11 protein-coding genes are annotated in these 15,943 nt (G+C 54.4%); 7 read left to right on the forward strand and 4 right to left on the reverse strand.

Translation table 11 applies throughout. The annotated features are described in order from the left end of the window. Positions 1-84 precede the first annotated feature (84 nt). The 3 genes from ACM6HV_RS00625 to ACM6HV_RS00635 all read left to right on the forward strand — a co-directional run bounded on the left by ACM6HV_RS00625 (position 85) and on the right by ACM6HV_RS00635 (position 4,131). On the forward strand, positions 85-585 hold the full coding sequence (locus tag ACM6HV_RS00625; RefSeq protein WP_047295156.1) for a sigma-70 family RNA polymerase sigma factor: 501 nt from the start codon (positions 85-87) through the stop codon (positions 583-585). Between the two features lie 40 nt (positions 586-625). Next, complete coding sequence (locus tag ACM6HV_RS00630) at positions 626-1,609, forward strand: FecR family protein (RefSeq protein ID WP_414902932.1); 984 nt, start codon at positions 626-628, stop codon at positions 1,607-1,609. 98 nt (positions 1,610-1,707) lie between these two features. Beyond that, positions 1,708-4,131, forward strand: a complete 2,424-nt coding sequence (locus tag ACM6HV_RS00635) for a TonB-dependent siderophore receptor (protein ID WP_414902934.1) — start codon at positions 1,708-1,710, stop codon at positions 4,129-4,131. Between the two features lie 54 nt (positions 4,132-4,185). On the opposite strand, the gene ACM6HV_RS00640 is transcribed toward ACM6HV_RS00635, so the two are convergent. Both ACM6HV_RS00640 and ACM6HV_RS00645 read right to left on the reverse strand, forming a co-directional pair. Then, positions 4,186-5,694 carry a trypsin-like serine peptidase gene (locus ACM6HV_RS00640; protein WP_414902936.1) on the reverse strand — a complete coding sequence of 503 codons (1,509 nt, stop codon included), beginning with the start codon at positions 5,692-5,694 and terminating at the stop codon, positions 4,186-4,188. Positions 5,695-5,787: 93 nt separating this feature from the next. Continuing rightward, entirely contained in the window at positions 5,788-6,939 is a 1,152-nt protein-coding gene (locus ACM6HV_RS00645; protein WP_414902938.1) for an MFS transporter, read from the reverse strand. 239 nt (positions 6,940-7,178) lie between these two features. On the opposite strand from ACM6HV_RS00645, the gene ACM6HV_RS00650 reads away from it, so the two are divergent. Beyond that, the gene (locus tag ACM6HV_RS00650) at positions 7,179-8,159 is read left to right on the forward strand and encodes a diaminopimelate epimerase (protein ID WP_414902940.1); all 981 of its coding nucleotides are present in this window, start codon (positions 7,179-7,181) and stop codon (positions 8,157-8,159) included. A 166-nt stretch (positions 8,160-8,325) separates the two neighbouring features. On the opposite strand, the gene codA is transcribed toward ACM6HV_RS00650, so the two are convergent. Further along, entirely contained in the window at positions 8,326-9,573 is a 1,248-nt protein-coding gene (gene codA, locus ACM6HV_RS00655; RefSeq protein WP_145596427.1) for a cytosine deaminase, read from the reverse strand. A 14-nt stretch (positions 9,574-9,587) separates the two neighbouring features. Beyond that, the gene (codB, locus tag ACM6HV_RS00660; protein ID WP_414902942.1) at positions 9,588-10,859 is read right to left on the reverse strand and encodes a cytosine permease; all 1,272 of its coding nucleotides are present in this window, start codon (positions 10,857-10,859) and stop codon (positions 9,588-9,590) included. A gap of 687 nt (positions 10,860-11,546) precedes the next feature. Between codB and ACM6HV_RS00665 the strand changes: the two genes are divergently transcribed. From ACM6HV_RS00665 to ACM6HV_RS00675, 3 genes are read left to right on the forward strand one after another with little or no spacing between them, the layout of a single operon-like run. Continuing rightward, entirely contained in the window at positions 11,547-12,062 is a 516-nt protein-coding gene (locus ACM6HV_RS00665; RefSeq protein WP_414902944.1) for a hypothetical protein, read from the forward strand. Further along, positions 12,059-14,272 (forward strand): DUF4135 domain-containing protein, encoded by a 2,214-nt coding sequence (locus ACM6HV_RS00670; RefSeq protein ID WP_414902946.1) that lies wholly within the window; start codon positions 12,059-12,061, stop codon positions 14,270-14,272. The genes ACM6HV_RS00665 and ACM6HV_RS00670 overlap by 4 nt, the downstream gene beginning before the upstream one ends. After that, on the forward strand, positions 14,269-15,942 hold the full coding sequence (locus ACM6HV_RS00675; protein ID WP_414902948.1) for an ABC transporter ATP-binding protein: 1,674 nt from the start codon (positions 14,269-14,271) through the stop codon (positions 15,940-15,942). The genes ACM6HV_RS00670 and ACM6HV_RS00675 overlap by 4 nt, the downstream gene beginning before the upstream one ends. The last annotated feature ends 1 nt before the right edge of the window (position 15,943 follow it).

The following is a 15,943-nucleotide window of genomic DNA, read 5'->3' on the forward strand; positions in this document are numbered from 1 at the left end:
TTGAATCGAGCGTATCCAAGGAATGAATTGCCGGGCTTAATAGGAACTATTACTATTCGAACCCCTTTCCCCCAGCACGCTGTCATGAACCCCATGCTGCCCCGCAGACCCGGCTTTTTCGAGCATTACGAAGAGTTGATCGGCACCTGGACCCGGCGCCTGCGCAATCGCGCGCAGGCCGAGGATCTGGCGCACGACACCTTTGTGCGGGTGCTCGAATCCGATTCGGCAGCGGTGCAGCAGCCACGGGCGTATCTGCACCAGACCGCACGCAATATTGCGGTCGACGGTTATCGGCGTGAGGATCGGCGGGAAGCCATGGAGTCGCAGGCGATCGATCACAGTGTGTCGTCAACCGGCGACCCGGAGCATTACATGCAGGCGATCCAGTTGGCCGACTCCATCGAACGGGCGCTGCAGGAATTGCCGCTCAATTGTCGGAGGATTTTCGTCTGGCAGAAGATCGAAGGGCTGACCCAGGCAGAGATCGCCGAACGCCTGGGACTGTCCAGGAACATGGTCGAAAAATATATGATTCGCACCCTGCGGCATCTGCGCGACCGTCTCGATGGCATGCAGTCATGAGCGGCCGCCGCTTTTCATCCCCAGCCCGACAGGACATTCCATGATGGATACCCGTGATTGCGCGTGCGGGCAAACAACGGTGCGCGATGAGGCGGCACGCTGGTTTGTGCGTTTGCAGGAACCGCTGATCAGTGCCGATGAGCAGCAGCGCTTCGACGCCTGGCTGAACCAGCATCCACAGCACCGTGATGAATTCCAGTTGCTGCAAGGCCTGTGGACAGCCGCTGATCTGTTACCGGCGCCACGCCTCAAGGCGCTTGTTGAAACACCGTCAACCCGCCGCGAGCGACGTCCTTTACTGCGTTATGCCGTGGCCGCCAGCGTGTTGGCGGTGGGGCTCGGGCTCGGTCTGTTCAGTGGTTTGAATCATCCGGGCGGCTATCACGCCGAGTTCGCCACGGCGCTGGGCGAACGCAAGCACGTGGCGTTGCCGGACGGTTCAGTGATTGATCTGAACAGCCGCAGCCGTCTGCAGGTGCGTTTTGAGCAGGATCGACGACTGATCGAATTGAGTGAAGGCGAAGCGATGTTCAGCGTTCAGCACGACACCGCGCGCCCGTTCGTGGTTGAGGCCGGTAGCGGCAAGGTCACGGTTACCGGCACGCGTTTCGATGTGCGCCGCGATGCCACGCAAACCCGGGTCGCGGTGGAGCAGGGCACGGTCAAGGTGCAGGGGCGCAATGCACCGGACAATGCTTTCATCAACCTCACCGCAGGCCTCGGCACCCATGTCGACGCCGAGGGCAAAGTCGCTGCGGCCTATGCGGTCAACCCCGTCGAACTGACGGCCTGGCGCAGCGGCAAACTGGTGTTCAACAACGCCAGCCTCAGCGAAGTGGTGGCGGAGGTTTCGCGTTATCGCGACAAACCGCTGAAGGTCGCCAACACGACGGTGGCCAACCTGCGCCTGACCAGCGTGTTCAAATCCGACAACACCGACGCCTTGCTCAAGGCCCTGCCAAACATCCTGCCGGTGGCCGTGCGCACCCTGGCCGACGGCAGTCAGGAAATAATTTCAAAATAACATTCAGGTTTTTTTCGAGTTCATCGTCTTCCTGTTCAACTGCAACTGGTTTGCATTAACAGACGCACACTCTTGCGATCCACAGGACTACGTTCGACGTGAAAAACACCTCAGCCCACAACAAAAAATCCCCTTGGCTGCCGCTGGCTCTCGCGCTGGCGGTCAATGCCGCCGTGCCGCTGGCCTTCGCCGCTGAAGCCATTCACATCCGCGCCCAGCCGCTGGGCCAGGCCCTGAGCGAACTCGGCCAGCAAACTTCGCTGCAGGTTTTCTTCAGCCCGGATCTGGTTGCTGGCAAACAGGCACCGGCGGTCGACGGCAACCTTTCCCCCGAGCAGGCGCTGCGTCAGTTGTTGCAGGGCAGCGGCCTGGACTATCAGATCAACGACGGCTCGGTGACTTTGGCTCCGGCCGCAACTGCCGCCAGCAATGGCCCGCTGGAACTGGGCGTGACCGACATCAAAGTGGTCGGCGACTGGCTCGGTGACGCTGATGCCGCAGTGGTGCAGAACCACCCGGGTGCGCGTACGGTGATCCGCCGCGAAGCCATGGTCGAGCAGGGCGCGATGAACGTCAGTGATGTGCTCAAGCGCGTGCCCGGCGTGCAGGTGCAGGACTCCAACGGCACCGGCGGCAGCGACATCGCGCTGAACGTTGGCGTGCGTGGTCTGACTTCACGACTGTCGCCACGCTCCACGGTGTTGATCGACGGCGTGCCGGCCGCGTTCGCACCGTATGGCCAGCCGCAACTGTCGATGGCACCGATTTCTTCCGGCAATCTCGACAGCATCGATGTGGTGCGTGGCGCCGGTTCCGTGCGTTATGGGCCGCAGAACGTCGGCGGCGTGATCAACTTCGTCACCCGCGCCATCCCGGAAAAAGCCACCGGGGAAATCGGCACCACCCTGGAAACCTCCCGTTACGGCGGCTGGAAACACATCGACACGGCGTTCCTCGGCGGCACCGCCGACAATGGCATGGGTGTGGCGTTGTTGTATTCCGGGGTCAACGGCAACGGTTACCGCGAGCGCAACAACGGTAACGACATCGACGATGTGCTGCTCAAGACGCACTGGGCGCCGACCGATCAGGACGATTTCAGCCTCAACTTCCATTACTACGACGCCAGTGCCGACATGCCCGGCGGCCTGACGCAGAAACAGTACGACGACAAGCCGTACGACTCGGTGCGTGATTACGACAACTTCAGCGGTCGGCGCAAGGACGTATCGTTCAAGTGGATTCGCCAGATCGACGAGCGTACCCAGGCAGAAATCCTCACCTACTACACCGACAGCTTTCGCGGCAGCACCATCGCCGCCCGCGACCAGAGAACTCTCAGCTCGTACCCGCGTTCCTACTACACCCTCGGCGTCGAACCGCGTGTGTCGCGGGTGTTTGATGTCGGCCCGACCACTCAGGAAGTCAGCGTCGGTTATCGCTACCTGAAAGAGGCGATGCACGAGCAGTCGAGCCGTCTGGCGCTGGTTAACAATCAGCCGGTGGTCACCCCGACCTCCGATGGCCATGTGTTCCAGGACCGCACCGGTGGCACCGAAGCCAACTCGGTGTACGTCGACAACAAGATCGACGTCGGCAACTGGACCATCACCCCGGGCATTCGCTTCGAACACATCAGCACCGACTGGCATGACCGCGCCGTGCTCGACACCGCAGGCAAGCGCGTGCCGGAGAAAAACCGCAGCATCGAAAGCAACGAACCGCTGCCGGCACTGAGCGTGATGTATCACCTGTCGGATGCATGGAAACTGTTCGCCAACTACGAAACCTCGTTTGGCAGCCTGCAGTATTTCCAGCTCGGCCAGGGCGGCTCGGGTGACCAGACCGCCAACGGCCTGGAGCCGGAAAAGGCCAAGACCTACGAGATCGGCACACGCTACAACGATGATGTGTGGGGCGGGGAAGTGACGCTGTTCTACATCGACTTCGATGACGAACTGCAATACATCAGCAACGATGTCGGCTGGACCAACCTCGGCGCGACCAAGCATCAGGGCATCGAAGCGTCGGTGCATTACGACATGGCCGCGCTCGATCCACGCCTTGACGGGCTGACCGCCAACGCCGGTTTCACTTACACCCGCGCCACCTACGAAGGCGAAATCCCGGGCTTCAAGGGCCGTGATCTACCGTTCTATTCGCGGCAGGTGGCGACCGTAGGCTTGCGCTACGACGTCAATCGCTGGACCTACAACATCGACGGTTTTGCCCAGTCCAAACAGCGCTCACCGGGTACCGGGGTCAACGCCGATGGCAGCTTCAACGGCAACTACATCACCGAAGGCACGGCGGACGGGCAGTATGGCGACATCCCGGGTTACGTGACCTGGAACGTGCGCGGCGGTTATGACTTCGGGCCGCAAGTGTCGAATCTGAAACTGGGTGCCGGGGTGAAAAACGTCTTCGACAAGCAGTACTTCACCCGCTCCAGCGACAACAATTCGGGGATGTATGTCGGCGCGCCGCGTACGTTCTTCGTGCAGGCCAGTGTAGGTTTCTAAGGCGCTGTTGTGGCTGAACCGGTTTCACACGGTTCAGCCACAAAAAGCCTGAAGCTATTGAGGGATCAGAAACTCGATGGTCGGCCCGGGATTCCCGGCCAGGTCTGCGCCTTTGAGGCAGACGTTCTGTCGGCCATTGGCAATGGAAACATGGAACACGCCTGTGGAGGGTGATACGCGTTGAAATCCCTGCCCGTCATTGCAATTGATGCTCCCTGGCTGGCCGTACTTGTATTGAAACCGGGCGGGATCCAGATCCGGTGAAACCGGAAATACTCTGATGTCGTACTCGTCGCCACCTACGCCTTCGACCTTATAGACAGGTTTCAGCGGTGCGGGCGCTTCCATCAACCAGCGCCAGTAGACGCTGGGTGTTCTTCCGGCCCATTGCTTGGGTACGTCTGTAGGCCGCTGTTGGCCAATCAGGCAGAGAAAGTACAGGCCTGAGCCGTCTTTAAGTTCATGACTCAATTGAATATCGGCGTCCGGTGCAGCCATTTGCACTTGGCTATAGCCATCAAGGTTCTGACATTCGTCCAGAGTGCGCGTAAAGCGATAGCGGTAGTAAGGCGCGGTTGTGGTGAACGTTTGCAGCCATCGCCAAGGCACGACTTGTCCATGTTCGTCGCGCTCGAGCTTGATGTAATCGCTGTTTTGCGACGAACCAGGAAACGACCAGTTCTCCCCCAGCGGGCAACCGCCCAGACGTGGATTGAAATGTCCGTTGGCGAAACAGGCGTCCAGCCCATCGGTTGTGGAGGCGTAGTTGGTGTTGCTGCGTTTGTCGACCTGTCCCCCCACGACTTCGCAGGGCGCGCCCTTGTCGCAGCGATTGCGGTCACTCCCGCGAGTGGTGGTGCCGAGCACACCCACAATTTCATTGCTGTAACGCGCAAGCAGTGGCGAGCCTGACAGCCCGCTGACAACATCGAGACAACGGTTGCTCAGTTGTCCGACCCAACGCCATGGGCCTTCAATAATCGCCGCCGAGTGTTCTTGTTTGCAGGCCATGCGCTGAATGAAACCGTTCATGGGCGCGCCGGTGATCAGAATATCGTCTTCGCTGACCAATGGGGTCCGCGCCAGTTTCAACGGCTGGATACCGTCTCTGATCAACTGTTCCAGAGGCTGTTCAAGCTCAATGATAGAGAGGTCTTGACCGCGTAGCGTGCTCCAGCCAATGCGACTGACCGTGTAGGAACGGCTTTGCGGTTGCGTGTCGAAAAAATAATTGAACGTCACCCGACCCTTTGCTGGTTGATTGACGATGATCTCGTTATTGCCTATCTCCGGATGTGTGCAGTGTCCGGAGGTCAGCACGTAGGCAGGTTGCGATACTGCTCCGGGTTCTCGAGTGTCAATCAGCGTGCCGGAGCAGGTCATGCCGTCTTCAACTTCAACACGGCCAATGGCTTGCCAATGCGCATAGTTACCGCCGGCATTGGCCAGGCGCTCAGCGGGCGCAAAATTGGCAGTGCCTTCACCCCAGTCGTATCGATTGACGGAGGCACATCCCTGGAGAAGCGTGATTAGCGCGATAACCGATCCGGTTCCAATGTTCATGACAGATTTCCATTTCCGCTGAGCTGGAAATCAACATGATGCCTGGGGGCAATTCTTGTCTACTGTCAAAGCTGACAGGTATCGCACCCGTGTTCAGACTTTCAAGGTCTTGCCGCCGATAGCCACCGCCACCAATAACACCGCCATCAAGCCAAAGGCAAAACTCAAACTGCTGGCATGTGCCACAAAGCCAATCACCGCCGGACCGGCCAGAATCCCTGCATAACCGAGCGTGGTGATTGCCGGTACCGCGATGCTCTCCGGCATCACCGTCTGCTTGCCCACCGCCGTGTACAGCACGGGCACGATGTTCGAACAACCCGCACCCACCAGTGCGTAACCGACCAATGCCGCTTCCCAGCTCGGCGCGAATGTCGCCAGAAACAGACCTGCAGCTGCCAACAGACCACCGAACAAAATGATCCGCGTTGCACCGACTATCCGCACGATCCGGTCACCCATCAAACGTCCGGCCGTCATGGTCAATGCAAACGCCGCATAACCCAATCCCGCGTACGCCGTGTCGATCCCGCGCTCCTGCGCAAGAAACACCGCACTCCAGTCCAGCGCCGCGCCTTCGGTGAGGAACACGATGAAGCACATGCCGCCGATGAACAGCACAATGCCGTGGGGAATGGCGAAGGCGGGGCCCGAGCTTTCACTGCCGTACGGCAACATGTGCGGTACACACTTGAACAGCGCGCCGGCCAACACCGCTACCACTACCAGCATCGCTGCCAGCGGCGTCAGGCCGAGGCCGAGCAGGGCACTGACCCCCGCTGCGCCGACAATCCCGCCGAGGCTGAACAGGCCATGAAACCCCGACATCATATTCTTGCCGCTGGCCCGTTCGACGATCACCGCTTGCAGGTTGACGGTCGAATCCACCGTGCCCAGACCGGCACCGAACATGAACAGCGTGGCGATCAGCGCCGGAATCGACGATACCGTCGCCAGCAACGGCAGCGCCGCGCAGATCAGCAGGGTGCCGCCGGTGGCGACTTTGCGGCAGCCGAAGCGCGTGGCGAGAATCCCCGCCAGCGGCATTGCGAGAATCGAGCCGACGCCGAGGCACAACAGCAGCAGGCCCAACGTGCCTTCGTCGAGCCCGGCGCGAGCCTTGGCGTATGGCACCAATGGCGCCCACGCGGCGATGCCCAGGCCGGCGATGAAGAAAGCGATGCGCGTCGACATCTGCTGCAGGCGTCCGGGGACGAAGGTGTCTTGGGGGTTGAGGCTGGTCATATCGATCCTTGGCAAAAAACGTCGCGTCCCCCGAATGACAGTCATCGCGCGTCGAGGTTCGATCGCAGGTCTCGGGGCGGGGCAGCCGACATCCTAACCTGTAGGCATGAGATTGCTCGCGACAACGGTGGATCAGGCAATGAAAAGGATGCCTGAAAGTCCGCTATCGCGAGCAGGCTCACGCCTACAAGGGTTCGCGGTTTAAAGTGAGTGCTTCCACAAGACGAGCAGGGGCGGTGATGACGCAGTTCTACGATGCGCGGGGCAATATTTACGGGGTGATTTCGCCGCAGGCACTTCGTGAGGCGGGGATCGATCTGCCGATCAGTGCCGCGCAGTGTGCTGTGTCGAGACCGGCATGGAGCCGCGCAGCCATTGCGCTGTGTTGCGACTGGCCCGAGGGCCAGCGGCCGGCGGGGAGCAAATCGCACCGCAGCGACGGACTGCTGATCGGTCCGTTTCAGTCTGCACCGCCGTTCGACGTGCTGATCGTCAACACCGACGGCACCTTGGCCGAGCGCAGTGGCAATGGCCTGACGATTTTTTCCCAGTCGTTGCTGGAGCAAGGGCTGATGCCGGCGCAAGGGGCGTCGCTGCGAGTGCATCACGACAAGGGTGATGCCGTGGAAACCTCGGTGAAACCGGCCGTAGTCGAAGGCGTCAACGGTTTCTGGCTGGACCTTGGTCAACCGGGCTTCGGGCCTCCAGCGGTGGGTGCGCAGCAGGTCGAAAAGCGCGGGTTCAATGGTCATGAGGTGAGCCACGTAGCACCCTTGGCACAACTCGATTCCGCGTGGCAGCACAGTCAATTCGTGCGCATCGGCAATCCGCATTGCGTAACGTTGTTGACCGACATCGCCGAGTTGCCGAGCAACTCACAAATGCGCCAGTCGCCATGGGCCGAAGGCCTGACCCGAATCGCCTACGCGATGCCGACGGGCGCCGGCCAGCCATGCCCGGCGGGCGTCAATCTGCAATGGGCCGCGCTTGAGTCAGCGCAGCGCATCGTCGCCCGGGTGTTCGAGCGTGGTGAAGGACCGACGGCGTCTTCCGGTACCAGCGCCAGTGCAGTGGCCTGTGCCGCATGGGCGGTGGGCTGGGTGGCGAGTGGGGAGGTACACGTCGTCATGCCGGGCGGAACGGCGCCGGTGTTGCTTGAAGAAGAGCGGGGCGAATTGATGCGGGTCAGGTTGTTTGGTACGGCTCGCTTGATCGGTTGAAGCGGCAATCGCCTTCGCTGGCAAGCCAGCGCCCACAGGGAAATGCATACCCATGCAGGATCGCGAGCATTCTGTAGGAGCTGCCGCAGGCTGCGATCTTTTGATCTTGTTTTTAGAATCAAAAACAAAGATCGCAGCCTGCGGCAGCTCCTACAGGAAATGGCGGTCAGTTAAGAGGGTTGTTGAACTCCACCACCGGCATCTGCCGCTGCATCAACACCTTGCCGCCGCGAATCGAATACAGCGGCAGGCCCTGGCTGCGGATCACTTCGTAATCGCTGTCCGCCGACAGAATCAACAGGTTGGCCGGACGGCCCTGTTCCAGTCCATAACGTTCGCCCAGGTGCATGGCTTTGGCGCTGTTGTCGGTGACCAGGTCCAGCGCATTCTGCAGATTTCGGTAGCCGAGCATATGGCAGATGTGCAACCCGGCTTCGAGTACGCGCAGGATGTTGCCATTGCCCAGCGGGTACCACGGATCGACGATTGAGTCCTGGCCAAAACATACGTTCATCCCGGCCTCCAGCAGCTCGTTGACCCGGGTCACGCCCCGGCGTTTCGGGAAGTTATCGAAACGCCCCTGCAAGTGAATGCTTTCGGTCGGGCACGAGACGAAACTGATCCCGGAATGACCGAGCAAACGGAACAATTTCGCGCAGTAAGCGTTGTCGTAAGAGCCCATCGCCGTGGTGTGGCTGGCCGTGACCCGCGCGCCCATGTCGCGGCTGCGTGCCTCTTCGGCGAGTACCTCAAGAAAGCGCGAATGGGGGTCATCGGTTTCGTCGCAATGCACATCGACCAGGCAACCGGTGCGTTCGGCCAGGTCCATCAGAAACTTCACCGAACTGACGCCCTGATCGCGGGTGTATTCGAAATGCGGAATGCCGCCCACCACATCGGCGCCCATGCGAATCGCTTCTTCCATCAGCTCGCGACCGTTGCGGAACGACTCGATGCCTTCCTGTGGGAACGCGACGATTTGCAGGTCGATCAGATGGCGGGTTTCTTCGCGGACTTCGAGCATCGCCTTGAGCGCGGTGAGTTGCGGGTCGGTGACGTCGACGTGGGTGCGCACGTGCTGAATGCCGTGAGCGGCCAAGGCTTGAATGGTCTTCTTGGCGCGGGTTTTGGTGTCTTCTTCGGTGATGGTGACCTTGCGTTCGCCCCAGCACTCGATGCCCTCGAACAGCGTGCCGCTCATGTTCCAGCGCGGTTCGCCAGCAGTCAGCGTGGCGTCGAGGTGGATGTGCGGCTCGACGAAGGGCGGCACCACCAAATTGCCGCCGGCGTCGAGGTCGCCGGGGTTGAGGGTCGGGGCTTCGGTCTGGCGGCCGATGCTGCGGATCAGGCCGTCTTCCAGGTGCAGTTCGTGCAAACCTTCCTGGTTGCGCAGCCGGGCGTTGATGATGTGCATCAGGCGAATCCTTCTTATAGGTCTGGTAGTGGCGCACTGGCGCGACGGGCGCCGAGCAGGCCGGTGACGATGACATACGTTAGCGCGGCGGCGGCAATCCCTACCAGCGGCGCGACCCACGGCGAATGGAACGCGGCGAGCGTACCGACCGCATAAGCCCCCAGCCCCGGCCAATTGAACGCTGGCAGCCGTGTGTCGGCCAGACGCGGATAGCGCCCGCGCCAGCGGAAGAAAAAGTCGGCCATGATCACCCCGCCAATCGGTGGAATCACCGTGCCCAGCAGGATCAGGTACGGCACCAGCATGTCGTACATGCCCAGCAGCGCGAGCAGGGTGCCGATCACCGCGCCCGCCAGGGTCACGGTCTTGCGCCGCCCGGTGCGCAGCAGGTTGCAACCGGCGACGGCGAAGTTATAGATGGTGTTGTCCTGGGTGCTCCAGATATTCAGTAACAGCATGGCCATTGCGGCCATGGCGAAGCCTTGCAGCAACAACACTTCAACCACGTCGGGCTGCTGATAGACGATTGCGCCGTAGGCACCGATCAGCACCATCAGGCCATTGCCGATGAAAAAACCGATCAGGCTCGCCAGCACGGCAACCCGTGCCGAGCGCGAGAAGCGGGTCCAGTTGGTCGCCTGGGTCGCGCCACTGACAAAGGTGCCGAACACCAGAGTAATGGCGGTCGACCAGTCCAGCGAACCCGTCGGTACCACGCTGAGCAAACCTTCGAGGCCGCCGACTTTCACCGTCGCGACCCACATCGACAGCATCAATAGCAACATCATCGCCGGCACCGCGATGTACGACAGGATCTCCAGGCCGCGATAACCGACATACGCCGTGGCGCAGAACACCAGGCCGAACAGCACCATCAAACCGAGCACTGTGCCTTGCTCCAGTTCGAAGTATTTGCCGAGCACCACGGCGGCGGTCGCAGTGCCCCAGGCGTACCAGCCGATCTGGGTGAAACCGAGGATCAGGTCACTGAGTTTGCTGCCAACCTCACCAAAACAGAAACGCCCCATCAGCACCGAATTAAGCCCGCTCTTGAAGGCGATATAACCCAGCCCCGCCGCATACAGCCCGAGCAGCAGGTTACCGACGACGATCACCGCCATCATCTCGCCAAAACTGAAGGCCACACCGAGCTTGCCGCCGGCAAACATGGTTGCGGTGAAAAATGTGAATCCCAGTAACACCATGGCGGTCGAGGCCAGGCCTTTTCGCGCATGCATCGGGACTTCGCTGAGGGGGTAGTCGTTGCCGGGATCGTTCTGCGTCATGGGGCGTTCCTTGCTGAAAGGGGAGGACGCGAAGCAGGTTGCAGTGGTCGTGCCAGGTTTGAGTATCGTCCGTCCCAATGTTTGAAGATGTCTAAGTTATTGATTGTTGAGCATCTAAGTATTAGATCAGTAGGCATGTCGTTTTCTAACGAATTTATTGTTTGTGTGAAAATCTTCATATTTTGGATTAAATATGGATTGCTCCCATGGGCTTGCTGGAATAATCCTACACGATATTAGTCTTATTCCTGCCTTTAATTTATTGACCGTAAAGGCTTGATCCAATATATCTATAAGTGCAAGTGATTCACGATTTTTCAGAAAATTCTAATGGCGATACAAGGATGTGAGATGAATATTCGAAACGTTGATATTGAAACTATTAAAGATGTTATTCGGGCAGACGGCGTTATGATGAGCGCTGTCTTTGGGGAAAAGTACGTAGATCCACTTCTTATGCAAGTTTAGAACACTCCCCCGGGAATGGAACTGACTAGGCCAGTACATACGGGGGCAGCAACAAGTAATTGTACTCAATGTTTCGGTCGGTGTTGCTATGCTTCTTACTCTCCGAAATCAATAAAAAGTGGCACCTGTTATGGACTGGTATCCAGAGCCAATGTAGTCGTTTTTAACTAGGTATGTGCCGCCTCAAGGCGGCATTTCAATTGACATAAGGAAGTGTTAATGAGTGATTTGTCGATGGTTGATTCTATGGCGACTTATTCTGGTTCACACAGGATTTTAGTGAATGATTTTTTAAATAGCCTGCATGAGAGTAAGAGGTTTGATCTTGCTTGTCTGATTGATAAGAAGTTGGCTAATGCCTTTGCTATACACGTAGCAAATAAGGTGGAAAGCTATGTTCGCCAATCCATCGAGGCAGAGGTGTCACATGTTAATGAAAACCTTGGGGTCAGGATGACCTACGAGGATTTTTTAGAGCAGGATGAATTGTATCTCGAGTTTTTGAGGAAGTACGAGTCGCTGAGGTACTTGCTTGATAAACTTTTTGTGGATGAATTAGAGAATTTCTCATTAGTTAAAGAGTGTTTTTTAGAGTCGCTTCCAGAATTGCTGAGTAGTGGTTTTTTGGATGCTCCTCATGAAGTGAGTGATGTGTTTTTGCTGGGAGACGAGAGTCACGATGGAAATAAAAACGTAGCACTTTTTATGTTCAAGGATGCCCTGCTTTTGCCTTGAAGTTGCGTGATTTGGAGTTGGAAAAGAAAACAAGCGAGTTTCTTGGAGTTTTTTTCAATGAACAATGTGGTATTCGCGGCTGGGAGTTTCCAGAATACCTATCGGGGCAAGGTTTCGGGTGGGTGAAGTGGTGTGATCAGGCTCCTTTGAAAAGCAAGGCGGAGGTAGAGAATTACTATAGATTGGCAGGTTACTTGATTGCTGCGGCTGCGTCGTTAGGAATTACCGACCTCCATTATGAAAATATCGTAACTCATCATGGAAACCCCGTTCCGGTCGACTTGGAGGCAGTATTTCATCATGTCTATGTTGATGCGCCGCGTTTGGGAATACCTAGAACAGGGCTTGTGCCGAATGTTATTAAGTACACAGATGGAATTGCCGACACCGAGCACGCGGGCATAGGAAATATATTTCGGAAACAAGCCGTTAGAAAAGCATCATTAAACACAAATCCAAATGCGGTGGTGTTTAATGGTGAGGTACAGAATCCAATAGACTATATTGAACATATCGTTGCAGGTTGTGTTGAGTGCTACAAGGTCATAATTTATGAATATAAGCGTTTTGTAGATTTTTTGAATCAAGCTTCTAATCTAAGAAATAGAATAATCTTGAGAGATACCGCTAACTATTGCTTGGTGATTGAGGCTTCCTATCATCCGCGGTTTCTAAAAAATAACCAGGATAGAAAAAAATATATCGAGTCTTGCCTCGGATCAGTCAAAGATCATCGGGCCGACTCCGCTCTCTTAAAGGCGGAGGTTGAATCTTGCTTTTTTGGGGATGTTCCTAGATTTACTTCTTGTGCGAAAGATCTTGCTGTTTGTTCAACTCATGCGGCTGAAAGTATTAAGTTGATTAATTATGTAAACGGATACGACAGTGTGAAGGATAATTTACATCGCATAGTGAATGAGGGGTTTGGCAACGAGATTCAATTTTTAAAGTGCGTATACCGAGAGGCGGAAAAAATAGTTGACTTGAATTGTAGGTTTAGTCAAGTTCATGGTTTTGAGGAAGAAGATTCTTTCTTGACTCTAGAAAAAATGCCTTCTGCAGTAAATGTAACTGCTAAACACATGGTTGATACTCGGTCTCCTCCTTTAATATTTACTAGTAGGTGTGAAAGCTATCTCGAGTTAACTACCGTGGGGTTTGATTTGTTTTCAGGTTCGGGTGGGCTTGGTTATCTCGCTGCTACTGGGAGATTATTCGAATCAGAATCGGAGAATAAGGAATTTTTGTTTGCATATTTTGAAATGATTTTAGGTGATGAGTTGCTATCGTCGTCTCCAATAGGTGGAGCATATGTCGGTGGGTTAAGTTCTATAGCGCCAATTTTTATAGATGGAAATCCCTCCTTTCTTTCAACTGTAACCGATAAAATTGTTGCGGCTTTTTATTCTGAAGAATATAAAAATCTAGGTTTGGGCTTGATCTATGGTCTTGCTGGAGCTTTGGTAGTCGCCAGCTGTTATTTTCAATTGTCAAAGAAGGAGGAATGGCAAGATATTTCTAGATCACTATTCGAGGCGTTAGTCGCGAGATCTGAATTAGACGGTGAACAGATACTATTCCCTAGTAATATCTCAATGCATCCTAAAAAAATATTATGTGGGCTTTCGCATGGACAAGCAGGTATCGCTTATTCGATCGCTGTATATGCGATGGTTTTTGATATATCTGATGAAACGGTCCTTCCATTGATAAAAGGCGTAATTACGTCGGAAATCAACTGCTTTGAGCCGCAACTTGGCAACTGGCCAGATTTAAGACATAAGCCTCGAAGCATAGAGCTTCAAAATGAGTTTGGATGGGCGCATGGAGGCGCAGGAATTATTTATGTGTTCGATTTTTTAAGAAGACATTTTAATATCGATGTGCTTGACAGGTTTTTGCAGGAGCACAATTTTCGAGCGATGTTCGAGAAGAATTTCAAAGCTTCGGGCAGTAAAGAAAATTTCTCAGTTTCAAACGGAGTGTTGGGGGTAGAGTTAATTTATCAGCGACTATTCAAGAAAGCTTTGAACGTCGATTTAGAAAGTAAGTATTGGTCGATTCAGGGGGCGTCTACCTTAGGGTGTGGTCTGATGAAAGGGTGTGCCGGAGAGCAACTGGCCCTGAATTCTTTAATGACAGGTGACCAATCTTTTCCTCTGTTGCCTCATGAACTGTTTAAGCTGATTTTTCGGGAAGTGTCCAAATGAATGTCAAAGGATTTGTTGATGCTTATACGCTATTGAAGTTGTCCATGAAATCAAAGGACGTAAGTCGTTTGGCCTTTTTAGTAGTGTTGATTTTCCTTACCGCGATAGGTTTTGGTCTCGTACCTTTATTTTTGCAGAGGATGCTTGCGGTTGCATCAGGTAATCATGACCAGTTTCTGATGTTTTTGAGTTTGGTAGTTGGCGTTGTTTTTATATCTCAGGTGTTTTCTCATTTGTCTGATGTAATGACAATGATGTTTATCCAGCGGGTGAATATAAATCTTGGCGAGATGTTCATTAAGAGATCTATTCGTTTGTCTGCATGTGAGAGCCTTATAAAAGGCCCGGCGCAGCTGGCGCAGGTGCTGCAATGTGCTTCGGCGAGTATGGATAACACAATTCGATCAATGCTGGTTAGTGTACTACCCTCTATCGTTCAAATACTCGTATCGTTAGTTGTGTTGGGTTTTTTTAAAGATTTTTTCGTAATGTTCATGATTTTTTTATATGTTTTTACGTATGCAATTCTTAGCTCTTCAATGATCGGGCGCTTGTCAGAGTTGTTCAAGGTTGTGATATTAAAAGAGATGGGAAGTTCAAAAGCCATTCATGGAATTGTTTCGAATATTGAGACGATACGTATATATTTGGCCGATGAATTTCTGTTGCGTTTTTTTCGTGAAGATCAAGAAGGTGTTTATCAGTCTTGGTTGGGTTTTTATAGGAAAAGTACTTGTCTAGAAGTTTTTAGGGTATGTATTTTTGCGCTTGTTTTTTTTGTTGTTCTTTATGAGTCTTCACTAAGGTTGCTTTCCGAAGAGATAAGTGTTGGTCATTTTGTAATGGTTGCAGCCTATATGTTTCAGGTGTGTCAGCCATACGATGCTCTTTTGAAAAGTATTGGTAGCATGATTGAATCACTCGGTGGCTTTGCACCCTTACTAAAACATCTCGACGCTTGTGAAGTTCGGCATGTTGGAAAAGGTAATCAGCTTCCGAATATTAGTCATCACCTAGAATTTTCTAATGTTCGCTTTTCTTACCCTGAGCGACCTACAGAAAAGGTGCTGCACGATTTGTCAATCCGATTTATTCCAGGTGAAGTAGTTGCGATCACCGGTCCATCTGGTGTGGGTAAGTCGACAATTGTCAAGTTGCTGATGCGGCTCTATACACCCTCTTCTGGTTTAATCAAATATGGTGGTGTTGCGATAGAAGATTTGTCTGATCAAGACTTCTATTCTAGGTTTTCTTTCGTATCCCAAGAGGTTGGTTTATTCAACGGGTCGTTAAGATTTAATCTAAGAATCGCTGATCAAAATGCACCTGATGAAAGATTAGAAGCAGTTTTAAAACTTGCTGACCTTGGTGGGTTCCTAAAAGGCTTGCCATCCGGGCTGGATACGGAAATTGGAGACAGGGGGTTAATGTTGTCGGGAGGCGAGCGTCAACGTCTTGCCTTGGCAAGAAGTTTTTTGCGAGACCATAAGGTCGTCGTTTTTGACGAGAGCACGGCATTCCTTGATGAGGTTGCTGAGCGAACAGTGATCTCAAATATCAAAGAATATAATGCGTCTAATATTGTTATCGTTGTTGCTCATCGAGAGTCGATATTAAAGTTGGCTGATCGAGTGGTCTCGTTTAATGGCGAATTTTGTGAGGAGCTTTAAT

The organism is Pseudomonas sp. IT-P260 (genome assembly GCF_949768395.1).
In the GTDB taxonomy this organism is placed as follows: Bacteria; Pseudomonadota; Gammaproteobacteria; order Pseudomonadales; family Pseudomonadaceae; genus Aquipseudomonas; species Aquipseudomonas parakoreensis.